Origin of the sequence: Nocardia vinacea, assembly GCF_035920345.1 — a bacterium.
GTDB classification, from domain to species: domain Bacteria; phylum Actinomycetota; class Actinomycetes; order Mycobacteriales; family Mycobacteriaceae; genus Nocardia; species Nocardia vinacea_A.
In genome coordinates, this window is the sequence record NZ_CP109149.1 from 4,698,628 (window position 1) to 4,723,880 (window position 25,253).

Annotated in this window: 22 protein-coding genes and 1 riboswitch; of the genes, 7 read left to right on the forward strand and 15 right to left on the reverse strand. The window is 65.4% G+C overall.

The genetic code is table 11. The features are described from left to right. Positions 1-50: 50 nt before the first annotated feature. The 4 genes from OIE68_RS21570 to OIE68_RS21585 are packed head-to-tail and all read left to right on the forward strand — an operon-like array spanning position 51 to position 5,011. Positions 51-320 (forward strand): potassium-transporting ATPase subunit F, encoded by a 270-nt coding sequence (locus OIE68_RS21570; protein ID WP_327101157.1) that lies wholly within the window; start codon positions 51-53, stop codon positions 318-320. Next, on the forward strand, positions 321-1,991 hold the full coding sequence (kdpA, locus tag OIE68_RS21575; RefSeq protein ID WP_327101158.1) for a potassium-transporting ATPase subunit KdpA: 1,671 nt from the start codon (positions 321-323) through the stop codon (positions 1,989-1,991). Position 1,992: 1 nt separating this feature from the next. Beyond that, positions 1,993-4,122, forward strand: a complete 2,130-nt coding sequence (gene kdpB / locus OIE68_RS21580; RefSeq protein ID WP_327101159.1) for a potassium-transporting ATPase subunit KdpB — start codon at positions 1,993-1,995, stop codon at positions 4,120-4,122. Between the two features lies 1 nt (position 4,123). Beyond that, entirely contained in the window at positions 4,124-5,011 is an 888-nt protein-coding gene (locus tag OIE68_RS21585) for a potassium-transporting ATPase subunit C (protein WP_327101160.1), read from the forward strand. Between the two features lie 49 nt (positions 5,012-5,060). Here the strand turns inward: OIE68_RS21585 and OIE68_RS21590 are convergent, their stop codons facing one another. The 3 genes from OIE68_RS21590 to OIE68_RS21600 form a co-directional block, all read right to left on the reverse strand. Then, positions 5,061-5,246, reverse strand: a complete 186-nt coding sequence (locus OIE68_RS21590) for a hypothetical protein (RefSeq protein WP_040693417.1) — start codon at positions 5,244-5,246, stop codon at positions 5,061-5,063. Positions 5,247-5,330: 84 nt separating this feature from the next. Then, complete coding sequence (locus OIE68_RS21595; protein WP_327101161.1) at positions 5,331-7,469, reverse strand: glycogen debranching N-terminal domain-containing protein; 2,139 nt, start codon at positions 7,467-7,469, stop codon at positions 5,331-5,333. After that, positions 7,466-8,662, reverse strand: coding sequence for a glycosyltransferase family 4 protein (locus OIE68_RS21600; RefSeq protein ID WP_419150729.1), 1,197 nt, complete (start codon positions 8,660-8,662; stop codon positions 7,466-7,468). The genes OIE68_RS21595 and OIE68_RS21600 overlap by 4 nt, the downstream gene beginning before the upstream one ends. A gap of 370 nt (positions 8,663-9,032) precedes the next feature. Here OIE68_RS21600 and OIE68_RS21605 point away from each other — a divergent pair, with 370 nt between their 5' ends. Beyond that, positions 9,033-9,314 (forward strand): hypothetical protein, encoded by a 282-nt coding sequence (locus tag OIE68_RS21605; RefSeq protein WP_327101162.1) that lies wholly within the window; start codon positions 9,033-9,035, stop codon positions 9,312-9,314. 1 nt (position 9,315) lies between these two features. On the opposite strand, the gene OIE68_RS21610 is transcribed toward OIE68_RS21605, so the two are convergent. The 9 genes from OIE68_RS21610 to OIE68_RS21650 all read right to left on the reverse strand — a co-directional run bounded on the left by OIE68_RS21610 (position 9,316) and on the right by OIE68_RS21650 (position 16,742). Further along, positions 9,316-9,765, reverse strand: a complete 450-nt coding sequence (locus OIE68_RS21610; RefSeq protein WP_327101163.1) for a carboxymuconolactone decarboxylase family protein — start codon at positions 9,763-9,765, stop codon at positions 9,316-9,318. A gap of 65 nt (positions 9,766-9,830) precedes the next feature. After that, the gene (locus OIE68_RS21615; RefSeq protein WP_327101164.1) at positions 9,831-11,357 is read right to left on the reverse strand and encodes a PstS family phosphate ABC transporter substrate-binding protein; all 1,527 of its coding nucleotides are present in this window, start codon (positions 11,355-11,357) and stop codon (positions 9,831-9,833) included. Positions 11,358-11,529: 172 nt separating this feature from the next. Next, positions 11,530-12,603, reverse strand: a complete 1,074-nt coding sequence (locus tag OIE68_RS21620; protein WP_327101165.1) for a PHP domain-containing protein — start codon at positions 12,601-12,603, stop codon at positions 11,530-11,532. 5 nt (positions 12,604-12,608) lie between these two features. After that, a complete protein-coding gene (locus OIE68_RS21625) occupies positions 12,609-13,190 on the reverse strand; it encodes a dihydrofolate reductase family protein (protein ID WP_327101166.1) in 582 nt (193 codons plus the stop codon). Positions 13,191-13,284: 94 nt separating this feature from the next. Further along, the gene (gene mutM / locus OIE68_RS21630; protein ID WP_327101167.1) at positions 13,285-14,151 is read right to left on the reverse strand and encodes a bifunctional DNA-formamidopyrimidine glycosylase/DNA-(apurinic or apyrimidinic site) lyase; all 867 of its coding nucleotides are present in this window, start codon (positions 14,149-14,151) and stop codon (positions 13,285-13,287) included. A gap of 65 nt (positions 14,152-14,216) precedes the next feature. After that, positions 14,217-14,939 carry a ribonuclease III gene (gene rnc / locus OIE68_RS21635; protein ID WP_327101168.1) on the reverse strand — a complete coding sequence of 241 codons (723 nt, stop codon included), beginning with the start codon at positions 14,937-14,939 and terminating at the stop codon, positions 14,217-14,219. A gap of 22 nt (positions 14,940-14,961) precedes the next feature. Continuing rightward, positions 14,962-15,144, reverse strand: a complete 183-nt coding sequence (gene rpmF, locus OIE68_RS21640; RefSeq protein ID WP_014987105.1) for a 50S ribosomal protein L32 — start codon at positions 15,142-15,144, stop codon at positions 14,962-14,964. A 54-nt stretch (positions 15,145-15,198) separates the two neighbouring features. Continuing rightward, on the reverse strand, positions 15,199-15,828 hold the full coding sequence (locus tag OIE68_RS21645) for a DUF177 domain-containing protein (RefSeq protein ID WP_327101169.1): 630 nt from the start codon (positions 15,826-15,828) through the stop codon (positions 15,199-15,201). Between the two features lie 167 nt (positions 15,829-15,995). Next, positions 15,996-16,742, reverse strand: coding sequence for a DivIVA domain-containing protein (locus OIE68_RS21650; protein ID WP_040693429.1), 747 nt, complete (start codon positions 16,740-16,742; stop codon positions 15,996-15,998). Positions 16,743-17,046: 304 nt separating this feature from the next. Here OIE68_RS21650 and OIE68_RS21655 point away from each other — a divergent pair, with 304 nt between their 5' ends. Beyond that, the gene (locus tag OIE68_RS21655; RefSeq protein ID WP_327101170.1) at positions 17,047-17,562 is read left to right on the forward strand and encodes a GtrA family protein; all 516 of its coding nucleotides are present in this window, start codon (positions 17,047-17,049) and stop codon (positions 17,560-17,562) included. A gap of 59 nt (positions 17,563-17,621) precedes the next feature. On the opposite strand, the gene coaD is transcribed toward OIE68_RS21655, so the two are convergent. The 3 genes from coaD to OIE68_RS21670 are packed head-to-tail and all read right to left on the reverse strand — an operon-like array spanning position 17,622 to position 22,123. Continuing rightward, complete coding sequence (gene coaD / locus OIE68_RS21660; protein ID WP_327101171.1) at positions 17,622-18,107, reverse strand: pantetheine-phosphate adenylyltransferase; 486 nt, start codon at positions 18,105-18,107, stop codon at positions 17,622-17,624. A gap of 54 nt (positions 18,108-18,161) precedes the next feature. After that, a complete protein-coding gene (rsmD, locus tag OIE68_RS21665) occupies positions 18,162-18,722 on the reverse strand; it encodes a 16S rRNA (guanine(966)-N(2))-methyltransferase RsmD (RefSeq protein WP_327101172.1) in 561 nt (186 codons plus the stop codon). Then, a complete protein-coding gene (locus tag OIE68_RS21670) occupies positions 18,719-22,123 on the reverse strand; it encodes a pyruvate carboxylase (RefSeq protein ID WP_327101173.1) in 3,405 nt (1,134 codons plus the stop codon). The genes rsmD and OIE68_RS21670 overlap by 4 nt, the downstream gene beginning before the upstream one ends. A 305-nt stretch (positions 22,124-22,428) precedes the next feature. Beyond that, a riboswitch (cobalamin riboswitch) is annotated at positions 22,429-22,635 on the forward strand. Positions 22,636-22,774: 139 nt separating this feature from the next. On the opposite strand from OIE68_RS21670, the gene metE reads away from it, so the two are divergent. Beyond that, complete coding sequence (metE, locus tag OIE68_RS21675) at positions 22,775-25,030, forward strand: 5-methyltetrahydropteroyltriglutamate--homocysteine S-methyltransferase (RefSeq protein ID WP_327101174.1); 2,256 nt, start codon at positions 22,775-22,777, stop codon at positions 25,028-25,030. The last annotated feature ends 223 nt before the right edge of the window (positions 25,031-25,253 follow it).

Here is a 25,253-nt window from a genome sequence, read left to right on the forward strand (position 1 = left end):
TTCGCTCAGCGCCCGAGCCGTACCCGTAAACGAAGCGTCAATGCTCGTCAATGGGCCGCCAAGAACTCGTAAACAAGCTCCGCACCAGCTCGAATGACCGCTTGACTCGCCATGTCGCGCGCCGTACCTGGAGCGCCAATGGAGGTTGGGTAAATGTCTGTCGTGGTGTTCACGGTGCTCACCGTGGCGATCTTCGCGCTACTGGGCCTGATCCAGCGTGGGGTGGAAAAGCTGTGATCGCGAACCTGATCGGTCTGGTCCTCGCCGTCCTCATCGCCGTCTACCTGGTGGCGGCGCTGCTCTTCCCCGAGAGGTTCTAGTTGAACACGACCACCGCGGGGATCGCGTTCATCGCATCCCTGGTCATCGCGCTGGCCCTGGTGCATGTGCCGCTCGGCGACTACATGTTCCGGGTGTACAACGCCGAGAAGCACTCCCGCGCGGAGCGGGTCGTCTACAAGGCCATCGGTGTGCAACCCGAGGTCGAACAGACCTGGGGCGTCTACGCCCGCAGTGTGCTGGCGTTCTCCGCGGTCAGCATTCTGTTCTTGTTCTTCCTTCAGCTGATCCAGGGCAAGCTGCCACTGCATCTGCACGATCCGGCGACCGAGATGACCCCGGCGCTGGCTTGGAATACCGCGGTCAGCTTCGTGACGAATACGAACTGGCAGAACTACTCCGGTGAGTCGACCCAGGGTCACCTGGTGCAGATGGCCGGGCTCGCAGTGCAGAACTTCGTCTCCGCGGCCGTCGGCATCGCGGTGGCGGTCGCGCTGGTGCGCGGCTTCGCGCGCAGGCATACCGGCGATCTGGGCAACTTCTGGGTGGATCTGGTGCGCGGCACCATTCGCATCCTGCTGCCGCTGGCCTTCGTCTTCGCGATCATCCTCGTCGCCGGTGGCGCGATCCAGAACTTCCACCTGCACGATCAGGTCGCGCAGACGCTGAACGGCAGCGAGCAGACCATTACCGGCGGGCCGGTGGCCAGCCAGGAGGTGATCAAGGAACTCGGCACCAACGGTGGCGGCTTCTACAACGCGAACTCCGCGCACCCCATCGAGAATCCGACGACCTGGACCAACTGGGTCGAAATCTTCCTGCTGCTGGTGATCAGCTTCTCGCTGCCGCGCACCTTCGGTCGCATGGTCGGCAGTAAGAAGCAGGGCTACGCGATCGTCGCGGTAATGGGCACGATCGCGCTGATCAGCGTCACCTTGCAGAACCTCTTCCAACTGCAGCACCACGGCACGGTGCCGACCGCGATCGGCGCATCGCTCGAGGGTGTCGAAACCCGTTTCGGCGTGGCCGATTCCGCGACCTTCGCCACCGCGACCACGCTGACCTCCACCGGTGCGGTGGATTCGTTCCACGATTCCTACACCAGCCTCGGCGGCCTGATGACGATGTTCAATATGCAGCTCGGTGAGGTCGCGCCGGGCGGTACCGGCTCAGGTCTGTACGGCATGCTCATCCTCGCGGTGATCACCGTCTTCGTCGCGGGTCTGATGGTCGGTCGCACACCGGAATATCTGGGCAAGAAGATCACGCCACACGAAATCAAGCTCGCCGCCTCATATTTCCTGATCAGCCCGCTGATCGTGCTGGTGGGTACGGCCGCCGCGATGGCCATGCCGGGGCAGCGCGCGGGCATGCTCAACTCCGGACCACATGGGCTCTCGGAAGTGTTGTACGCCTTCACATCCGCGGCGAACAACAACGGTTCCGCCTTCGCCGGGCTGTCCGGCAATACCGAGTGGTACAACACCGCGCTGGGCCTGGCCATGGTGTTCGGCCGCTTCCTGCCGATCATTTTCGTACTGGCCCTCGCCGGTTCGCTGGCCCACCAGGGTCAGACCCCCGAATCGATCGGCACGCTGCCGACGCACCGGCCGCTGTTCGTCGGCATGGTCGTCGGCGTGACGGTGATCCTGGTCGCGCTGACCTTCCTGCCCGCACTCGCACTCGGGCCGCTCGCCGAAGGAATCCACTGATATGTCCACTACGACAGCCGAACCGGTCCAGCACAAACGTGGCGTCCGCAAGGGTGTGCTCGATCCGAAGATGCTGCTGACCTCCATTCCGGACGCGGTGCGAAAGCTGGACCCGCGCACCATGTGGCGCAATCCGGTGATGCTCATCGTCGAGATCGGCGCGGTCTGGTCGACGGTGCTGGCGCCGGCCGATCCGACGTTCTTCGCGTGGGCGATCGTCGTATGGCTCTGGCTCACCGTCATATTCGCCAATCTGGCCGAGGCGGTCGCCGAGGGACGCGGTAAGGCGCAAGCCGATACGCTGCGGAAAGCCAAGACCGACACCATGGCTCGGCGTCTGGTCGACTGGTCGCCTGGTGCGCGGATCGTCGAGGAGAGCGTCGGGGCTCCGGCGCTGCGGCGCGGCGATTACGTCATTGTCGAGGCGGGCCAGGTGATTCCGGGCGACGGCGATGTCGTGGAAGGCATTGCTTCGGTGGATGAATCGGCCATTACCGGCGAATCCGCGCCGGTCATTCGGGAGTCCGGCGGCGACCGCTCGGCGGTCACCGGGGGTACCACCGTGCTGTCCGATCGGATCATCGTCAAGATCACCCAGGAGCCGGGTGCGAGCTTCATCGACAAGATGATCGCGCTCGTCGAGGGCGCGTCGCGGCAGAAGACGCCGAACGAGATCGCGCTGAATATCCTGCTCGCCGCGCTGACCATCATCTTCGTCTTCGCGGTTGCGACACTGCAGCCGATGGCGATCTTCTCGAAGTCGAACAGTCCCGGGGTGGCTGATACTTCGGCGCTGGACGTGCACGGTGTCACCGGCATTGTGATGGTTTCGCTGCTGGTGTGCCTGATTCCGACCACCATCGGCGCGCTGCTGTCGGCCATCGGCATCGCGGGCATGGACCGCTTGGTGCAACGCAATGTGCTGGCCATGTCCGGCCGTGCGGTCGAGGCCGCCGGTGACGTGAACACCCTGCTGCTGGACAAGACCGGCACCATCACTCTGGGTAACCGGCAGGCCTCGGATTTCGTACCGATGCCCGGCATTCCCGATGACGAATTGGCCGATGCCGCACAGCTTTCCAGCCTCGCCGACGAAACCCCCGAGGGGCGCTCCATCGTGGTCTACGCCAAGCAGGCGTTCAACAAGCGCGAACGCACCCCGGGTGAGCTGACCGGTGCGACGTGGGTGGAATTCACCGCCCAGACCCGCATGTCGGGTGTGAATCTGCAGGACGGGCACCAGCTGCGCAAGGGTGCCGCAAGCGCCGTCACCGAATGGGTTCGCGCACAAGGTGGGGACGTACCCGGCGGTATCGGCGTGATCGTCGACGGGATCTCCGCATCCGGCGGCACACCGCTGGTCGTCGGCGAGGTCAACGACGGTAAGGCCCGGCTGCTCGGCGTCATTCACCTGAAAGACGTTGTGAAGCAAGGCATGCGGGAGCGTTTCGACGAAATGCGCCGGATGGGCATCCGCACGGTGATGATCACCGGCGATAACCCGTTGACCGCCAAGGCGATTGCCGATGAGGCCGGTGTCGACGACTTCCTCGCCGAGGCGACGCCCGAGGACAAACTGGCGCTGATCAAGCAGGAGCAGGGCGGCGGACGCCTGGTCGCGATGACCGGTGACGGCACCAATGACGCTCCGGCCCTCGCCCAGGCCGATGTGGGCGTCGCGATGAACACCGGCACCTCGGCAGCCAAGGAAGCCGGAAATATGGTCGATCTGGATTCGGATCCGACCAAGCTCATCGAAATCGTGGAGATCGGCAAACAGCTGCTCATCACCCGCGGTGCGCTGACCACCTTCTCGATCGCCAATGACATCGCCAAGTACTTCGCGATCATTCCCGCGCTGTTCGTCGCGCTGTTTCCGGGCCTCGACCTGCTGAACATCATGCGGCTGGCCAGTCCACAGTCGGCAATCCTATCGGCGGTCATCTTCAACGCGCTGGTCATCATCGCGCTGATCCCGCTGGCGCTGCGCGGTGTGCACTACCGGCCGAGCAATGCGTCGAAGCTGTTGAGCCGCAACCTGACGATCTACGGTCTCGGCGGCATCGTCGCACCGTTCATCGGCATCAAACTGATCGACCTCGTCGTCCAACTCCTCCCCGGGATGTCCTGATATGCGTATGTCAACTTGGATCCGGCAGCATCTGGCCGCGTTGCGTGCGTTGCTGGTGCTCACAGCGATCACCGGAATCGGCTATCCCGTCGCGGTTTTCGTGGTCGCCCAGATTCCTGGCCTGCACGATAAGGCGGACGGGTCGCTGATCACGGTGGACGGCAAGGCCGTCGGTTCCAGCCTGATCGGGCAGTCGTTCACCGATAAGGACGGCAAGGCGCTGGTGCAGTACTTCCAGAGCCGTCCGTCGGCGGCGGGCGACGGCTACGACCCGCTGTCCACCGCGGCGTCCAACCTCGGCCCGGAGAGCATCGTCGACACGCTCGACGCCGATCCGGCGAAGGTGGAGTTGAGCCTGCTGTCGACCGTGTGCGCGCGCAGCAAGGCGGTCGGCGACCGCGAGGGGGTCGACGGCAGCCGTCCGTTCTGCACCAAGGACGGTGTCGGCGCGGTGCTTTCGGTGATCGGACCACGCGACGCCGATGGCGAGGTTGCGCATCCGGTGCTGGTCGTGAGCGTCAACGAGGCGTGCCCTGCGAAGCCGTTCCTGTCCACCTACAACGGAATCCAGGTCGAATGCGCGAAGCCGGGCGAGGACTACTCGATCGGCCGGATCGTCCCGATCATCGGCGCTGCCTCGACCGACACACCGGTGCCGACCGATGCGGTCACCGCCAGCGGCAGTGGTCTGGACCCGCATATCTCACCGCAGTACGCGGCCATTCAGGTCGCGCGAATCACCAAGGCCCGCAATATCTCCGAGGATCAGGTGCGGCAGCTCGTCGACGCGCACACCGACGGCAGGACCCTCGGCTTCCTCGGTGAGCCGCGTGTGAATGTGGTCGAGCTGAATCTCGATCTCGACAAACGGTATCCGTTCCGCGGCTAGCGAACCGAGCGCTCGTTCCCGAACGGGAATGGGCGCTCGGCCGATTCGTTCAGTTGTCCTCGACGCAGGCGAAGCAATACGCCGACGCGGCGAGATACTGGTGGCAGTCCGGACCATGACCCGCATGCGTACTGCAGATGAAACGCGCCAGGTCCAGATCGAGATCCATCGGCTCGGCACTGCAATCACGGTGCTGAGTGCTCCACAGATCCCGGCGATCCAGTGATGTCTGCATTGTGCACCTCCAGCCTGTTGGTATTCAGTGGAGAAGCGAACCAATGTCCTTACATTGGTGGTGGATTACCCGATCCGGCGCCGTTCATCGCAGGATCTGCCAATCATCGGGCAGCCGCACCGTGGTGACCTGATCGCCCGCCGCCTCGAGATCCACGGTCGCCGAACCCAATCGCAGATCGCTCAGCGTGACCGTGCCCCACTGCGGCGGCAGTTGCGGTCTGACAGTGAGCGTGCGCGACGGCGCGGCGGGATCCAGTCCGAGGAACGAGCGCACCAGCAATAGCGGTGCCGCGCTGGCCCAGGCCTGCGGTGAACAGGAGGTGGGATACGGGACCGGAACCGCGAACTGATCGCGCGGAAATCCGCAGAACAGCTCGGGCAGCCGACCACCGAAAGATGCCGCCGCATCGAGTAATCCACCCGCCAGCCGGGTGGCGAGCTCGACCGCGCCCGGCACCTGCCGGTAGCGCAGCAGGCCCGCGACGGCGATCGCGGTATCGTGCGGCCAAACCGATCCGCAGTGATAGCTCATCGGGTTGTAGGCGCCCATCGACGAGGCGAGGGTGCGCAGCCCGAAGCCGGTGTCCATTTCGGGACCGGAGAGCCGCCTGACCATTTCGGCGGCGTGCTCGTCACTGGCGATGCCGGTCCAAAGACAGTGCGCCACATTGCTTGTCAGTGCATCGACTTGCCGTTTGCCGCCGTCGAGTGCGACCGCGTACCACCCCTGCTGCGGAAGCCAGAACTGTTCGGCGAATTTGCCGCGCAGTTCGGCGGCCCGCTCACGCAGCCGGGTCGCCGCACGCTGATCGTCGAAGGCCTCGGCCAACTCCGCCCGGGACAGCAATGCGGCATACGCATAGCCTTGCACCTCGCACAGCGCGATCGGCGCCTCCGCGAGATGTCCTGCGGCGTCGTTGATTCCGTCGAAACTGTCCTTCCAACCCTGATTGATCAGGCCGCGATCGGTGGCACGGCGGTATTCGACGAAGCCGTCACCGTCACGATCGCCGTAATCAGTGATCCACCGCACCGCGGCGTCGGCGGCGGGCAGCAGTTCCCTGATCACCTCCGAATCCGCACCCCATCGATGACATTCCGCCAGCAACATGATGAAAAGCGGTGTGGCATCGGCGGTTCCGTAATAGGTACTGCCGCCGAGTACATGCCCGCTCGCGGGGCCGCGCCGCATCTCGTGCATGATCCGCCCCGGCTCCTCCTCGGTGAGCGGATCGATGCGCTGCCCTTGCGATTCGGCCAGTTGCTGCAGTGTGCCCAGCGCGAGATCCACTTCCAAAGGCAGTGCCATCCACGCGGTGAGCAAACTGTCGCGACCGAACAGGGTCATGAACCAGGGCGCACCCGCTGCCACGAACGGGCGACCCTCGCCGGATTCGTCGTGAATCTGCAACGCCCCCAAGTCGCTTTCCGAGCGGCGAAGCACTTGGGTGAGCACCGGATCCGCGGAAGTGATCTTCGTCGCGGTGTGTCGCCATGCCGCCATCTTGCGGCTCGGTGCGCTGAGCCCATGGTGCTCTCCCGGCGCCAGCGGTGCCTGGACGCGCTGATTGCCGAGGGTCGGCTGGGCCACGATCTCGGTCTGCCAGCGTTCGCCGGGTAGCACGACGACCCGCCAGAGCAGTGTGCCGGGCAGAACAGCGGGCTCGACGGTCGCCGAAACCGTGAGCCCGCGCATCCGATCGGTGCGGTCGTGCAACAGCAACTCGCCTTCGGCCACGGTGACCTCGGCCCGGCTGTGTGCGACGCGGCCCTCCTTGACCGCGAACAGATCGACGAAATCCGCGTCGACATGCAATTCCAAGGTGACCGCAGTTGCCTCGCGGCCCATATTCTCCAGGGTCAGAATCTCGTGCATGCCATCGGCGATGAGGCGTTCGCGCACCAACAGCAGGCTGCTGTCGGCCTGTCCGGCCTGCGGTGGCCGGCGCAGCACGAATCTGGCGGCGAACGCCTCCGGGCTGAGCACCGACAGCGATTCGGCGGGTTTGCCGTCCACCAGCAGTTCCCAGCGGGAGATGACGCGGGCGTCGCGGAAGAACAACCCGTGCGGATGTCCCGGTTCGACATCGCCGAGCCGATTCGACAGGCAGAAGGTACCGCCCTCGACCAAGGTCACCGAATTACCGCAACCGCCGAGACCGGTCGGCTCACCGGAATTCAGCGGTGCGGGATTCGACGCGGCGCCGGCGTCTGCGGTCATACTCGTTCGCTGGCGGGAATACGGACCGGCACCGTCTCGTCGAGCAGCAGTGCCGCGCGCGCATGGCGCCGCGAACGCAGGAGCTGGTGATAGACCTGCTCATAGCCGCGCCCGAGCGTGCCCGCGCCGAAGTTCGCCTCGACGTGCGCACGGCACGCGGCCGGATCGTACGTGCTCACCTCGGCGATCGCGGCGGGCAACTCGGCGGGATCGTCACAGATCCGGCCGGTCACACCGTCGACGATGACCTCGGCAACCGCACCGCCGCGCAGTGCGACCACCGGTGTGCCGCAGACCATGGCCTCGATCATCACCATGCCGAACGGCTCCTCCCAGTCGATCGGGAACAGCAGGCAGCGCGCACCCGCGAGCAGTTTGCGCTTGGCCGAGGCATCCGCCATTCCGAAAAGGTGATCCCGCTCGGTGATCAGTGGGCGCACCTTTTTTTCGAAATACGCCCGCTCAGGGGCTTCACTGCACTTACCCGCGAGCACCAAGGGAATACCGGCCTCGTGCGCGGCTTCCACTGCCAGATGCGTCCCCTTGGTTGCGGTGAAACGGCCGAGAAACAGTGCGTAGTCGCCTTTTTCGGTTTGGTACGGCCACTGGTCGACATGCAGCGCATTGTGTACGCGACCAGCCCAATTCAGATCGGGCGCCAATTCGCGCTGCCGATCACTGATGGCGACCAGCGATACTTCCTGGCCCAATTCGCGGTAGTAGTGATAGCAGTCGCCCTCGTCGACCGGCCCGTGCACGGTCACCACTGTTGGTAAACCCAAGCCCATATACGCCGGGGCATTCAGTGGTCCGGCAAAGGTGTGGTCGTGCACCAGATCCAAGCCGGAGGTGGCGGCGACCTGTTCGATCGCCCTTCGCACCTTCAGAGCGTGCACGACCTCGGGAAACGGCTCGCCGAGCCGTTCGGGTAATGCGCGATCCCACACCGGAACGAATTTCGCCGTGGTGCCGGGTTCGCCGGCGCCGAACAATGTCACGTCGTGCCCGCGTGCGACCAATGCGTCGACCAAATCGGCGACTACGGCCTCGACTCCGCCATAGGCCTTCGGCGGTACGTCGAAGTAGGGCGGAACAACCATCGCAATGCGGAATCGTTCGCCGACGTGATCGGTAGACAGCAAATCCGAAGCGGCAATGGGCGCCGAATTCGGCGCGATCAGACCTGCGCTCATGACCATCCTTCCAGGGACAACCTTGTGCACATCCACCCAGCACTTCGGTGCGCTGGGCGCCGAACGTGTTGGCCGCCGCGGCGGAGGTGGAGACTGGTGCCTGCACCGCCGTCCATGAAGGCTTGGTTGGCCTGGTCACGCCGATTGGCATGAACAGGGGGGCCGCACACAGACGTACCTTATTTCTGGTTGTTCAAACCACGCAGTCGGTGTGAAATCTCAGCATTTGGGATGAAATGGCCTATTATCCGCCCTTGATATCAAGGGGGCTTACCCGACTTTTGACGGTTCCGAGATAGGTGAAGCGAGCAAACGAATCCGATATTTGATCGCCCTACCGTGCCGTTATACGCATACATATAATATGCGTATGTTCGATCCTATCACTCTTGCCGTCGGGGCCGGAATCGCCGGTGTCGGCTGGGCCGTCGGGCGGTTCGGCAGGCGCTCGCCCGCTGGAGCCGCGGTTGCCCGGTGCGGCTGTGGCCACGACCTGGCGCTGCACGATCCGGAGGCGGGCACCTGCCATGCCGAGCTGGTCCGCAAGACGTACGCCGGGCCCGTATGGGTGCAGTGCGGTTGCCGACGCTACACCGGTCCGGTCCCAGTCGAGGACTACTTCAGCAGACCGATCATGCCCTCGGACGACTGACTCACGACTCGGCCGCCGCAGCGGGCTGCATGCGCAGCGGCACCCCGATCCGATTCCACAGGTTGATCATCGCGGTGACCGCGACCAGACCGGCCCGCGCGCCCTCCTCGAAGTTCTTCTCCACCTCGGCCCAGATCTCATCGCTGACACCGTGTTCACCGAGGCTGGTGACCGCCTCCGCGTAGGCGAGGGCGGCTCGTTCGGCCTCGGTGAACTTCACCGACTCGCGCCAGGCATTGAGGTAGTAGATCCGCTGTTCGGTCTCGCCCGCCATGCGCGCGTCGGTGGTGTGCATATCGATGCAGAACAGGCAGCCGTTCATCTGGGAAACGCGGATCTTCACCAGCTCGCGCACCGTCGAATCCAGTGGCCCGCGGCGAATAGCCTGTTCTGCGGCATACCAGGCCTTGTAGATCTCGGGCGCCACCTCGGCCAGTTGCATGCGTGACATTGGTCGTCCTCTCTCGAAATCGCTTACCCGAGTAGGACGAGATAGCCGCCGAATCTGTGACAACGTCACGAAGACGGCAGGCAGCGGGCCCGATCGGGTAGCTCACCGCACGGCTCGTTGCCATGCTCGCGCAGCACATCCTTACCGGTCAGATCGGTCAGGAAGTGCAGGAAGCTCGCGCCGAGCGAATCGCCGGCGAGTTCGCCGAAGCTGTAGGCGTATTCGACGCCCCAAAACGGATAGCTGCGGTTGACGGCGGCGTCGCGACCCGGTGTTACGCCATTGATGGTGAGGGTCGTGGCTCCCGCCTTCACCGCCTCGGAGAACTCGCTGTAGCCGATCGCGCCCGGGATGTCGCCGACAGCCTTCTGCATATCCTTGGTGACCTGCACATCGCAATATCTGGCCGTCGCGGGCGCGCCATCCTTGATCGCGACACAGCTGACATGCGGCCGATCGGGGTGTGGACCTCCGAGTACCCTGCGCTCCAACGTATTTCGGGTGCCCGATCCCGGTATCCGATTGACCAGTACGACGGGCAGGTCGGCACCGCCGACATCGCGCCAGTTGGTGATGCGGCCCTGATACAGATCCTGGATCTGTGCGACAGAAAGGTTGATGACGCCGACATCCTTGTGCACGATCATGGTGAACAGCGACAGCGCCAGCGGACGGTCCAGCAGCGTTTGGTAGCCATCACCTTTCGGGCCGTCGCTGATCGTGAGCAGATCGGGATCGTCCTTGCCCTCCTCGGCGAGCCGGTCGAGGCCGCGTTCGGTGCCCTCGAAGCCGAAGGTGAATTCCGCTCCGGTGCAGCGCTTCCCGTACTGCGCGGCCGCATCGCGAATGACCGGTTCGAAGGCCGATGAACCGACCACCGTGAGTTTGCCCGCGGCACAATCCAATGGCGTCGGATCGGGCGCCAGCGCAGAGACCATGAGCTGGATGACGATCACCACGACCAGAAAGGCCGTGAGCGCCACCATCACTCGCGAAATGCCGGTGCGGCTCTGGGTTTCGATGATCCGCCCACCCTTGAGGCCGCCGCTCAGCACCGGAGCCGGATACTCCCCCGTGCCCTCCGAACGTTGCAGAATAGCCAGGATCTTGTAGTGATCACCGCGATTGAGCGGCACCCTCGGCAGGTCGATGGCACCGATATGTCCGTCCGTATCCTCGCGAACCGCGATACCCGAATCGCGCCCCAGCGAATCGGCCAGGCCCTCGTCGCTCAGCTCGGTCACCGCCATGCCGATGACCCGGCGCCGCGAAAAGTTCAGATGCAGGCCGACCTGTCCCGCCTCGGGCGCCTGGTAGTCGTGTGTGTCGATCGGTGTCGCACCGCTGTTTTCGATGCGGACCAGCACCACCGACAGATCCTTCAGTGGCGGACTGACACCTTCGTGCGCGGGCCGCAGCTGCGGCAGGACACCGGGAAAGACCGATTCGATCTCACCGGTGACCGGCGTATCCATCTGCACCCGATAGCCGAGTTCCTTGCGTCCGACGAAGACGAACTCCCATAGGAACGCGACGATCGGCACCGCGATACCGATGAGTGCGAGCACGATTTCGATCGGAAAACCACCCACCGGCGCCGCCACCCCCAAGAGATCTGTGTGTCAACCATTCTCGAACGTCATCGGGCATCCTCCCAGATCCCGCACGAGTGTTCGGCAACAGTTAACCGGGCGGTCAGCAGCTGCCGCCGAAACAGCCGAAATCGCCTCCGAACAGGTCGGCCCGCTCGTGCTGAAGCGACGATCAAACCACGTCCCCGGCTGCTGATTTGGTCCAGGCCAGCAGCTTCTCGGCTGGCCAGGTGTTGATAACCCGTTCCGCCACAACATCGTTCGCGACAGCGCGCTCGCAGCCGTAACCCAGCCAGTCCAACTGACCAGGGGCATGCGCATCGGTGTCGATCGAGAAATAGCATCCCATCTCGACCGCCATCCGCAGCAGTCGCGACGGCGGATCGAGCCGTTCGGGACGGCTGTTGATCTCCACCGCCGTGCCGTAACTCCGGCACGCCTCGAAGACGAGCTCGGCATCGAACGTCGACTCCGGCCGCAGACCCCGCTGCCCCGCGATCAGTCTGCCGGTGCAGTGGCCCAGCACATCCACGTTCGGATTCGCCACCGCGTACACCATGCGTTTGGTCATCGCCTCGCTGTCGGCGCGCAGGTGCGAATGTACGCTGGCCACAACGATATCGAGTTCGGCGAGCAGATCGCTCCGCTGATCCAGGGTCCCGTCATCGAGGATGTCCACCTCGATCCCGGTGAGAATCCGGAACGGCGCCACTCGTTCGTTCAGCTCCGCGACCACATCCAACTGCCGCCGCAACCGGTCCGCCGAAAGCCCGTTGGCGACCGTCAACCGCGGCGAATGATCGGTCAGCGCACAGTATTCGTGGCCGAGCGCGGCCGCGATGCCCATCATCTCCGCGATCGGACTGCCGCCGTCGGACCAGTCGGAGTGGGTGTGCAGATCGCCGCGCAACTGAGCCCGCATGGGTTTGCCAGGTGCCCCGATGGGCTGCGCGGCCTTGCGGAGTTCGCTCAAATACTCCGGTACCGCACCGGAATACGCCTGTTCGATGACGGCGGCGGTCTTCGGCCCGATCCCCGCGAGTTCTTGCCAGCTGTGCGCAGCGCGATGGGTCGCTTGCTCGTCCTCGGACAGCTGGTCAACGATATCGGCGGCCCGCCGGTACGCCTTCACCCGATGTGTTTGCGCCCGTGCGCGTTCCAGCCAGAAGCCGATCTCGCGCAGCGCCTCCACCGGCCCCGGAGCGTTCCCCGGATCCGGAGCGACGATCGAATCGTCTTCCGCCACAGCGGTTATCGAATCCGGCTGTACTTCACGAAGGCGACGCCGTCCTCGAACACCCGGCTGGTGATCACCCGGAAGCGGGCCGCCTCGGGCAGGCGCGAACCGGAACCGAACAGCGGGCGGCCACGGCCGAGTACGACCGGGTACAGCTTCAGGAAGATCTGATCGATCTCCGGCAGCAACTCCTGCGCCAATTCCCCGCCGCCGCACAGCCAGATCCCGAGCCCGTTGTCCCGCTTCAACTCTCGCACCGTGGCGAGCGGATCGGCCGAGATCAGCTCCACCGAAGGATCCGGACTCTCCGGCAGCGTCGTCGATGCGACGAATTGACGCAGATGCGAATACGGGCTGGACGTTCCGGTCCGCACGCCGAAGTCGTGGGTCTTACGACCCATCAGCACCGTGTCGAAGTAACGGTTGCGCTTATCGATGCCGAGGGCCTCCCGCACCTTCGTCGGCAGGGTCTCGGGGTACTGCGCGGTGATCGCCGGGCCGTGATCGCCACCGACCGGGAAGAAGTCGACCGACCCCTCCTCGGTGGCGATGAACCCGTCGATAGTCGAAGCGACGTAGTAGGTGAGCTTGCGCATAAGTCCTTCCTCCGCAGCCGGTCGGCTCCCGAGCCGCCTAGAAGAACGGTAGCTCGCCGACGCCGATTTTTTTCGAGCTACCTGCAAGCAGTCGCTAGGGGAATCGGCGACGGGCCTTCGGTTGGCAGCGCGGGCAGGAGTAGGAAGAACGATTCATGAACTTCTCCCGCAGAATGGGTGCACCGCAGCGACGGCACGGTTCGTCCTCGCGACCGTAGACCGCGAGCGAGCGTTCGAAGTAGCCGGATTGGCCGTTGACGTTGACATACAACGCATCGAACGAAGTGCCACCGGCCGCGAGCGCCTCCCCCATCACCGCGCCGACCTCGGTGAGCAGAGTGCGCACGGCGGGTCTGGTCAGCCCGGACGCGACCCGGTTGCCATGGATCTTCGCCCGCCACAAAGATTCGTCGGCATAGATATTGCCGACGCCGGAGATCACGGTCTGATCCAGCAGCACCCGCTTGATCTCGGTCTGTTTGGCACGCACCGCAGACACCACGACCTCCGGGTCGTAGCGCGGGTCCAGCGGATCCCGGGCGATATGGGCGACAGGTTGGGGCACCAGAGTCCCGTCGACCTCGACCAACGGTGCGAGCGCCCAGCCGCCGAACGTGCGCTGATCGACGAAGCGCAATTGCGCACCGTCGTCGAGGGTCGCGAGGATATGCGCGTGCTTCTCCACCGGAGCATCGGCCGGCTGCACCAACATCTGCCCGCTCATGCCGAGATGGACGACCAACGAGGTGTCCGGATCGTCGAAGGTGAGCCACAGATATTTGCCGCGCCGCTCGGCGGCGCCAACTCGCAGACCCTTCATCCGAGCCGTCAGATCGTCCGCACCTTCGAGATGGCGGCGCACCGACCTGGGATGGCTCACCGTCACGGATTCGACCACCCGCCCGACAACATGTGCGGCGAGTCCGCGCCGGACGACCTCGACCTCGGGAAGTTCGGGCATCAGCACTCCTATCGACCACGCGCGAGTCTTACGAGCGCCGTTCGCGGTGCCGCAGGCGCCGCAAATCAGATACTGTCGGTCAGCGCCCGATAGGCGGCGCCCGCGGCCTTCTGCTCGGCTTCCTTCTTGGAGCGGCCGATGCCCTGACCGTACGGACGACCGCCGATCACGGTGGTCGCGGTGAATTCCTTGTCGTGGTCGGGACCTGTCGAGGTGATCTCGTAGCTGGGTACGCCGAGGCCACGTTCGGCGGTGAGCTCCTGCAGGCTGGTCTTCCAGTCCAGTCCGGCGCCCATCCGCGGTCCGCGCTCGAGCAGGTCGGCGAACAGCCGCAGCACCACCTCGCGCGCGACATCGATACCGTGCTCGAGATGGACCGCGCCGAGCAGCGACTCCATGCCATCGGCGAGAATGCTCGGCTTATCCCGGCCGCCGGTGAGCTCTTCGCCCTTACCGAGCAGCAGGTGCACGCCGAGCCCGCCCGCGCCGAGCCCGCGCGCCACCTCGGCGAGCGCGTGCATATTCACCACGCTCGCCCGCAGCTTGGCCAGTTCGCCCTCGGACTTGTCCGGGTGCTCGTGGTAGAGCCGCTCGGTGATGCTCAGGCCGAGGACCGAGTCGCCGAGGAATTCCAGACGCTCGTTGGTCGGCAGCCCGCCGTTCTCGTATGCGTACGACCGGTGCGTCAACGCTAGCCGCAGCAGATCGGCCCGCAAGTCGACGCCGAGCGCCGCGAGCAGGCTCGCATGTTCACCGGACGCGCCGGATTCGTCCTTACTGGCGGTCACGTCGATACGACAGGTCGAACGATCAGACAGCAGCGGTGACCTGGCGGCCCTTGTAGGTGCCGCAGGAGGGGCACGCGATATGCGGCAGCGTCTTCTCGCCGCAGGCGCGGTTCGGGCACGTGATCAGGGTCGGCGCGGTGGCCTTCCACTGGCTGCGCCGCGACCTGGTGTTGGAACGGGACATCCGGCGCTTGGGAACGGCCACGACTACTTCTCCTCTTGTCCTATTGCTTGCCGGTACGGCAGCACTGTCTCGGTCTTAATGGTCTGTGTTGGTTGCACCCGAATCGGGGCTGCCATTGCCGGGCGACTCAGCGGCGAACTTCGCCAACCCGGCCCAGCGAGGGTCAAGTATCTCATGCCCATGGTCGGAACCCGCAATCGCCATCCGGACACCGCATTCCGGGCACAGGCCCGCGCAGTCCGGAGTGCACAGCGGCTGCAGCGGCAACTCCAGGCCGATCTGGTCCGTGATCACCGTTTCCAGGTCGATCGTGTCGTCCACGATGCGGTAGATCTCATCGTCCTCGGTGGTCTGCTCGGTGGCGCTGTCCGGATAGGCGAACAGTTCCGTGAGCCGAATCTCCGCCGTGCCGGTGAACGGTTCGAGGCAGCGCGAGCACTCCCCTGCCGTGGACGCGGCGACCGTCCCGGTGACGAGCACACCTTCGGACACCGCCTGCAACTGCAGATCGAGCTCCACCTCGGCGCCCACTGGAATGGCGATCAGGTCCAGCCCGATCCGCTCTTCGGTGGTGACCACGCGATGCAGCTCTTTCATCGTGCCGGGGCGACGGCCCAGGCTGATGACATCCAGCACGAAACCCGCGTCCGGCGTGCGGCGCGAGGCCGTACGAGGACGCGAAGCGGGACCGGAACCGGCGGACATCACGAACTCACTTCACATTCGAGGGGAAATGGGCAACCAGTCCACAATACGCGAGGGCACGGTGAAGACCCAAACCGTCTGGGTCGTTCCGACCGCGCCGCCCAGCGACGTTCGACAAACGGTGCGGTTGTCGAGGTGCCGCCCGGATGGAGCGGGCCGTGTGGGGTTCAGCGACGATAGTCGGCCGCGTAATCCGGAGCGCCCGCACCCGAGCGCAGTTGGTGACGCCCGCCGCGCACGGTCCGCAGAGTGGAGTTGAGGGTCTCCTCGAAGTCGGCGAGCCTGCTGTCGACGTAGTGGTCGCATTCGTCGCGCATCCGATCGGCCTCTTCGTTCGCACCGTCGATCAACCGGGCCGATTCGGCATGCGCGGCACGCACCACTTCGGTCTGCGTGACCAAGCGGTCGCGCTCGGCCTCGCCCTCGGCGACCGAACGGTCATAGGAGGCCTTGCCGGCCTCGATCATCCGCTCGGATTCGATGCGGGCCCGACCGGTGACAGCCTCGAATTCGGCATTGCCGTCGGCGACGATGCGGTCGGCCTCGGCCTGTGCCGTATTCACCAGGTGGTCGGCGTGCGCGCTGGCCTCGGCGACCATGCGGTCGGCGTGCGCCTTGGCGTCGGCGAGAATCCGGTCGGCCTCCTCGCGGGCCGATCCAATGGTCTGGTGCGCCTGGTCGTTGGCGGTGGTCACGGTCGTCTCGGCGGTGGTGCGAGCGTCGGAGACGATCTTGTCGCGATGATCGAGCACATCCTGGGCGTCGTCGAGTTCGCCGGGCAGTGCATCGCGTACGTCGTCGAGTAGTTCGAGCACGTCACCGCGCGGCACGATGCAGCTGCGGGTCGGCGGGATGCCGCGCGCTTCTTCGACGATGGCGACCAGCTCGTCGAGAGCTTCGAATACGCGATACATGCTCCTACCCCACTCTCGTGCAGACCTACGGCGAAACTTTCCGCCGTAGGCCCAGTGTGCCCCTCGTCACGGCTCGTGCCGAGTCATCCACCGGTGTGTCGTGTAGGTGTCTCGCACGCCACAAAAACAAGTGGAGGATATGTCTCCACTTGGTGTTACATTTATCGAGAAGGTCGCAACAAGATCTTCTTAAGTAGATCGCAGGCCCTGACCGGGACTGTGGGGTTAGAGGAGGCCGACCGGGCGGATTGCGATGACCATCGCGGTTGTCCGTACCGAAGGCTCGTGTGGGATCGGAAAGACAATGACCGTACTGGAACTACCGCGGACGGCGGTTCTGCCGACAAGCAGCCTGTACACGCCGTGGGTGGGGCCCTACCCCATACTGCAGCCGGGGACGGCTGCTCGGTTCGGCCAGTTGATGCAGTATCTGCGTGGCGACCGCGCACTGGCTCAGCTGATCCGATTCGCCCTGGTCGGCGGTTCCAGCAATGTCGCCTACGTACTGCTCTTCTTCGCGATGCACGGCGTCGGTCCCCTGGTCGCCAATATCGCGGGCTCGGCCGTGAGCACCGTGATCGCCAATGAAATGCACCGTCAGCTCACCTTCCACGCCGCAGGCCGGGTCGGCTGGTTCACCGCACAGTGGGAGGGCGGCGGGCTCGCGCTGGTCGGACTCGGGATCACCACCGCCGCGCTGGCCGCGCTCGAACTGTGGGCACCCGGCATGGGCGGTACGTTCCAGGCCGCGGCTGTCCTGGCCATCACCGCTGCGGTCGGCGGTATGCGCTTCCTCGCCCTGCGCGGCTTGGTCTTCTGAGCTTTCATCACGAGTCCGCCCCGGTTCTTCGGAACCGGGGCGGATTTCGTTGGGGGCGTTCAGCCTTTGCGTTCGGCCAGGCGATCGAGCAGGCGCTTGTGGACGGCGGGTGGGAGCATGTCGGTGACATCGCCGCCGTAGGTTGCGACTTCCTTGACCAGTGAGCTGGACAGGAAGCTGAAGGTCGGATTGGTGGCGATGAAGAAGGTGTCGACGCCGCTGAGCTTCTTGTTCATCTGCGCCATCTGCAGTTCGTAGCCGAAATCGGTGGCATCGCGCAGCCCCTTGACAATCGCGCCGATCCCCTCCTGCTTGGCGAAATCCACCAGCAGACCCTGCCAGGAATCCACCCGGACATTGGGCAGGTGCGCCGTGGCCTCGCGCAGCATCTCCATACGCTCCTCGACGCTGAACATGCCCTGCTTCTTGGGATTGACCATGACGGTCACCACGACCTCGTCGAATTGAGCCGCGGCCCGCGCGAAGACGTCGATATGTCCATTGGTCACCGGGTCGAACGAGCCCGGGCACAACGCTCCTGCCATGAACAGACGGTATCAGGAGGCCGGATCCTCACCTCGAATGCCGCGACGGCGGAGTTACTCCGGGGCGAATTCGGCTAGTTCGATGCGGGTTTCGCCGTACTTGCGCGCCTTGGCGGGGATATAGCCTGCGGGCCAGACGATCTCGGGTGAGCGGATGGAACGCTCCACCACGACGAGGGCGTTTGGTGCCAGCCAGTCGTGTTCGGCGAGGGCACGCAGGTCGGCGGTGACCGTCGCGGTGTCGACGTCGTAAGGCGGGTCGGAGAAGACCACATCGTATTTGCCCGCACCGCCGCCCGCCAGGACAGTGGCGACGGAGCCGATGCGGAGTTCGGCACCCGGCAGGCCGAGGTCCGCGATATTGCCGCGGACGATGGCTGCGGCTTTGCGGTCGGATTCGATAAGCAGGGCATGGGTGGCGCCGCGTGAGAGGGCTTCCAGACCCAGTGCACCGGATCCGGCGTAGAGGTCGAGTACACGGAGGCCGTCGAAATCGATGCGGGCGGCCAGGGCGCTGAACAGCGCCTCACGCACCCGATCGGAGGTGGGCCGGGTACCCGCGGGCGGGACACGTAGCCGCCGCCCGCCCGCGGTACCCGCGACGATCCGGGTCATTCGGCCGCGGACTCGCGCACCGTGAGTTCGACCAGCAGGTCACCGCCTTCGACCTGCTGCACCTTGCCGATCGCGACCCGGCCGACGATGCCGGCGCGCGGCGCGGTGATCGCGGCCTCCATCTTCATCGCCTCGATGGTGCCGACGGTATCGCCCGCCGCGATCGAATCGCCTTCGGACACAGCGAGTGTCACCACACCGGCGAACGGGGCGGCGATATGGCCCGCGTTGTTCTTATCGGCCTTCTCGGCGGCCGGGATATCGCTGGCGATGGAGCGGTCGCGCACGGCGACCGGGCGCAGTTGGCCGTTCATGATGCACATGACCGTGCGCATACCGCGCTCATCGGGTTCGGAGATGGCCTCCAGTCCGATGAGCAGGGTGACGCCCTTCTCCAGTTGCACACGGTGTTCATCGCCGCGGCGCAGTCCGTAGAAGAACTGGTTGGCCGACAGGCCCATGGTGTCGCCGTACTTTTCCCGGTGTGCGAGGAATTCGGTGGTGGGACCGGGGAAGAGCAGGCGGTTGAGCGTGGCGCGGCGCAGTTCGGAGGAACCGGCGAGTCCGGCCTCGTCCGCGGGGGTCAGCGGGGTCTCCGGCTTGGCCGGTCCGCGCCCGGCCAGTGCCCGGCTGCGGAACGGTTCGGGCCAGCCGCCCGCCGGATTGCCGAGTTCGCCACGGAGGAATCCGATTACCGAATCCGGAATGTCGTAGCGGCCCGGATCGGCGGCGAAGCTTTCGATATCGACGCCGGTGCCGACCAGTGCGAGCGCGAGGTCGCCGACCACCTTCGAGGACGGGGTGACCTTGACCAGGCGGCCCAGAAGTCGGTCCGCCGCAGCGTATTTCGCCTCGACCTCTTCGAAACGGTCACCGAGGCCGAGCGCGATGGCCTGCTGACGCAGATTCGACAGCTGACCGCCCGGGATTTCGTGGGTGTACACCCGGCCGGTCGGCGCGGGCAGCCCGGATTCGAACGGCGCGTAAACCTTTCGCAGCGCCTCCCAGTACGGCTCCAGATCGCAGACATTCTGCAGGTTGAGACCGGTGTCGAATTCGCTGTGCGCCGCGGCCGCGACGATCGCGGAAAGTGCTGGCTGACTGGTGGTTCCGGCCATGGCGGCACTCGCGCCGTCGACCGCGTCGGCACCGGCCTGCCAGGCGGCGAGGTAGGTGGCCAGCTGACCGCCGGGGGTGTCGTGGGTGTGCACGTGCACCGGCAGGTCGAAGTTGCTGCGCAGCGCGGAGACCAGGGTCGCGGCGGCCGGAGCGCGCAGCAGGCCCGCCATATCCTTGATGGCCAGCACATGCGCGCCCGCGTCGACGATCTGCTCGGCGAGCTTGAGGTAGTAGTCGAGGGTATAGAGGTTTTCGTCCGGGTTGGACAGGTCGCCGGTGTAGCTCATCGCGACTTCCGCGATGGCCGTACCGGTTTCGCGCACCGCATCGATGGCCGGACGCATCTGGTCGACATTGTTGAGCGCGTCGAAGATGCGGAAGATGTCGATGCCGGTGTCGGTCGCCTCCTGCACGAACGCGCGCGTCACCTGCTCCGGGTACGGCGTGTAACCGACGGTATTGCGTCCGCGCAGCAGCATCTGCAGGCAGATATTCGGCACGGCCTCGCGCAGTGCGGCCAGCCGCTCCCACGGGTCCTCGAACAGGAAGCGCAGTGCCACATCGTAAGTCGCGCCGCCCCAGGCCTCGATGGACAGCAGTTCCGGTGTCAGGCGCGCGACATGTCCGGCCACGCCGAGCAGACCATTGGTGCGCACCCGAGTGGCCAGCAGCGACTGGTGTGCGTCACGGAAGGTGGTGTCGGTGACGCCGACGGCCTTCTGCTCACGCAACGCCCGCGCGAAGCCGTCGGGGCCCAAGCGCAGCAGCCGCTGACGCGAACCGTCCGGCGGCGGCACGCTCAGATCGATGGCGGGCAGCTTGTCGTGCGGATACACCGTGGTCGGGCGCTCGCCGTGCGGCTTGTTCACGGTGATATCGGCGAGGTAGTTCAGGATCTTGGTGCCGCGGTCGGCCGAACCACGCAGGGTCAGCAACTGCGGGCGCTCATCGATGAACGAGGTGGTGACCCGGCCCGCCTTGAAGTCCGGATCGTCGAGCACCGCGAGCAAGAACGGGATATTGGTGGTGACGCCGCGGATACGGAATTCCGCGAGCGCGCGACTGGCCCTCGCCACGGCGGCGTGCCAATCGCGGCCGCGGCAGGTGAGCTTGACCAGCATCGAGTCGAAGTAGGCGCCGATCTCCGCGCCCAGGTTCGCGCCACCGTCGAGGCGGATGCCCGCACCGCCGGGGGTGCGGTAGGCGGTGATGCGGCCGGTGTCGGGTCGGAAGCCGTTGGCCGGATCCTCGGTGGTGATCCGGCACTGCAGGGCCGCACCGCGAATGGCGACCTCGTCCTGGCTCAGACCGAGCTGTTCGAGGGTCTCCCCCGCCGCGATGCGCAGCTGAGACTGCACCAGATCGACATCGGTGATCTCCTCGGTCACCGTGTGCTCGACCTGGATGCGCGGGTTCATCTCGATGAAGACGTGGTTGCCGCGCTCGTCGAGCAGGAATTCGACGGTGCCCGCGCAGCTGTAGCCGATCTGACGGGCGAAAGCGACCGCGTCGTTGCAAATACGTTCGCGCAGTGCGGGATCCAGGTTCGGTGCGGGCGCGAGCTCGATCACCTTCTGGTGGCGGCGCTGCACCGAACAGTCGCGCTCGAACAGGTGCATGACATTGCCGTGCTGGTCGGCCAGGATCTGCACCTCGATGTGGCGCGGGTTCACCACGGCCTGTTCCAGGAAGACAGTCGGATCACCGAAGGCCGACTCGGCCTCGCGGGACGCGGCCTCGATCGATTCGCGCAGTTGTGCGGGATCGGCAACCCGGCGCATGCCGCGGCCACCGCCGCCTGCGACGGCCTTCACGAAGATCGGATAGTCCAGGTCCGCGGATGCGGCCAGCAGTTCGTCCACATCGGCGGAGGGGGCGCTGGAGCGCAGCACCGGCAGACCCGCCGCCCGCGCCGCCTCGATCGCGCGGGCCTTATTACCAGCCAGTTCGAGCACTTCGGCCGACGGACCGATAAAGGTGATGCCCTCGCGGGCGCAGGCCGCGGCAAGGTCCGGGTTCTCGGACAGGAAGCCGTAACCGGGGTAGATGGCGTCGGCACCCGCGGACTTGGCCGCCGCGATGATCGCCTCGATCGAGAGGTACGCCCGGACCGGGTGTCCCTGTTCGCCGATCTGATAGGACTCCGCGGCCTTCAACCGGTGGACCGAGTTGCGGTCCTCGTACGGGAAGACTGCGACCGTCCCGATGCCGAGTTCGTAGGCCGCGCGGAAGGCGCGGATGGCGATCTCGCCACGGTTGGCAACCAAGACTTTCGAGAACATTGAACTAAGGTACCCGGCCCGGAATCGTGGCCTGACAGGGAAGTCCCCTTCGCGGAATCTTCACAACGAGTCCTAGCAGAGTTGCGAAGTTGTGTTCACCTCGCCGACACATCTCACCGTCCGTCGCGGTCACAAGTGCGGTCGGGTGCCAGCGGCGCCTCGAACGCACCTGGCGACAACTTCGCAAACCCGCTATGCATCGGGCACTGCGAAAATCCGATTGTGCGGCCGCCTATGCTGGTTGACGCAGCTGGTTCGCCGTGCGCAGACGAGATGGAGCCCCGACGTCGCGTTACGGAGTCGAGTTCGCGGATCGGGAAACCGGTGCGCGGATGAGAGGGAACCCGGTGAGAATCCGGGACTGTCCCGCAGCGGTATGCAGGAACGACCGCCGTCATCAAGCACTGGGCAACCACCCGGGAAGCGACGGCCAGTAGGTGAGCCCCTTACGGGGTCGGCCAGAAGGCCCGTGCCCGCAAGTCCGAAGACCTGCCAGCCGTGTCGGATACGCCGTATCCGGCGGCCACCGCCTCGTGGATTGGGCGCGCGGACCTCTGTGCGATTGTCGGGCTCCATCGGTGCACCGGCACGTCACTCGGTCTCCGCTAGCTCGTAGGGCGATGGTCTTCGATCTCAGCACTGGAGAAATTCGTGACTGTTACGCATAATCCGTTCACCGCGACGGTTCTCGGTCTCCCGCGGGTGGGGCCGCACCGTGAGCTCAAGCGCGCCACCGAGTCCTACTGGGCCGGACGCATCGACGCGCAGCGACTGCACGCGATAGCCCGCGACCTGCGGCGCGACCAGCTGACCAAATTACAAAGCGCCGGAATGGATTCCATCCCAGTCGGCACCTTCTCCTATTACGACCAGATGCTCGATACCGCCGTGCTGTTCGGCGCGCTGCCACCCCGGGTAGCCGGTATCGCCGATCCACTGGATCGCTATTTCGCAGCCGCACGCGGCACCGATACGGTCGAACCGTTGGAGATGACCAAGTGGTTCGATACCAATTACCACTATCTGGTGCCGGAAATCGGTCCGGAGACGGTGTTCTCGCTGGATCCTTCGAAGGTGCTGGATGAGTTGCGGGAGGCGCTCGCGCTCGGGGTGCCCGCGCGGACGGTGGTGGTCGGACCCATCACCTTCCTGAAGCTGGCGAAGGCGACCGGCGGTGCGGCGCTGGATCGCCTCGACGAGTTGGTGCCGCTCTATCAGGAGCTGTTGCGGCTGCTGGCCGTGGCGGGCGCGGAGTGGGTGCAACTCGACGAGCCGGTCTTGGTCACCGATCTATCCCTTGATGAGGTCGAACTCGTGCGGCGGACCTACGCCGAACTGTCGGCCGCGACGGATCGTCCCGCGCTACTGGTGGCCACTTACTTCGGCAAGCCAGGTGCTGCGTTGAGTGCCTTGGCCGAGACCGAAATCGAAGGCATCGCACTGGATTTCACCGTTGACGCCGATCTCTCCGGTGTGCCGGCGCTGGCGAACAAGCTGCTGGTGGCAGGTGTGGTCGACGGTCGAAATGTCTGGCGGACCGATCTGGAAAAGGCTTTGGCGACGCTCGGCACGCTGCTGGGGTGCGCGAAATCCGTTGCGGTGTCGAGTTCCTGCTCGCTGCTGCACGTGCCCTACACCCTGGCAAGCGAAACCGGCCTCGATGAGCGGCTGCGTTCGTGGTTGGCGTTCGGTGCGGAGAAGGTCGCCGAGGTGCGGTTGCTCGCGATCGGACTGAGTGCGGGGCCCGGGGCGATCGCCAACGAATTGGCTACGGTCCGTACCGCTCTCGCCACTAGGCGCACCGATCCTCGGTTGGACAATTCGCAGGTGCGGGCGCGGCTGGCCACGCTCGGCACGGATGCAACTCGGCGGGCACCCGCGGAACAGCGGCGGGCATTGCAAGCCGAGCGGCTGCGGTTGCCATCGCTGCCGACGACGACGATCGGTTCGTATCCGCAGACCTCGGCGATCCGGCTGGCGCGTGCGGCATTGCGCAAGGGTGAGATCGATCAGGCCGAGTACGTGCGGCGGATGCGGTCCGAGATCGCGGATGTCATTGCGTTGCAAGAGAAGCTGGGCCTGGATGTACTGGTGCACGGCGAGCCGGAGCGCAATGACATGGTGCAATACTTCGCCGAGCAGCTCGACGGATTCGCCGCCACCGACGCGGGCTGGGTGCAGTCCTACGGCACCCGTTGCGTGCGCCCGCCGATTCTGTTCGGCGATGTGGCGCGGCCCGCGCCGATGACCGTGGATTGGATCGGCTATGCGCAATCGTTGACCGATAAGCCGGTCAAGGGCATGCTGACCGGCCCGGTGACGATTCTGGCCTGGTCATTCGTCCGCGATGACCAACCCTTGGCGGATTCGGCACGTCAAGTGGCGCTGGCGATCCGGGACGAGACGGTCGATCTGCAGGCCGCGGGCATTCGGATCATCCAGGTCGACGAGCCCGCGCTGCGGGAGCTACTGCCGCTGCGCGCAGCCGATCAGGGCGAGTACTTGGAGTGGTCGGTCGGCGCGTTCCGGTTGGCGACCTCCGGGGTTTCGGATGCCACCCAGATTCACACCCATCTCTGCTATTCGGAATTCGGTGAGGTCATCGATGCGATCGCCGGATTGGATGCCGATGTGACCTCGATCGAGGCAGCGCGCTCGCATATGGAAGTGCTCGACGATCTGAATGCCGCAGGCTTCGATCTCGGCGTCGGACCGGGCGTGTACGACATCCACTCACCGCGGGTGCCGAGTGTGGAGGAGATCACCGCCTCCCTGCGCGCCGCACTGAAGGCCGTTCCCGCCGAACGGCTTTGGGTCAATCCGGACTGCGGATTGAAGACCCGTGGACCGGTAGAGGTCGAGGCGTCATTGCGCAATCTGGTCGCTGCCGCGGCAGCGGTGCGCTAGCGGGATCACGCGCTCGCCCTCTCCAACGGGAGGGCGGGCGCGCCCGCATGTGTGCGCACTGTCTGGCGAACCCAATTCCAACAGCATCGACGCCGCCCGGCGCGAAACCCCGACGTCGCGAACGCCCGCATCCGCACACGATTGCGCGAAAGAGCGCGCAGCCCGATAGCGCGGTTTGGTCACCGCGCTATCGGGCTGCGTATCAATGAGATTCGGCCCCGGG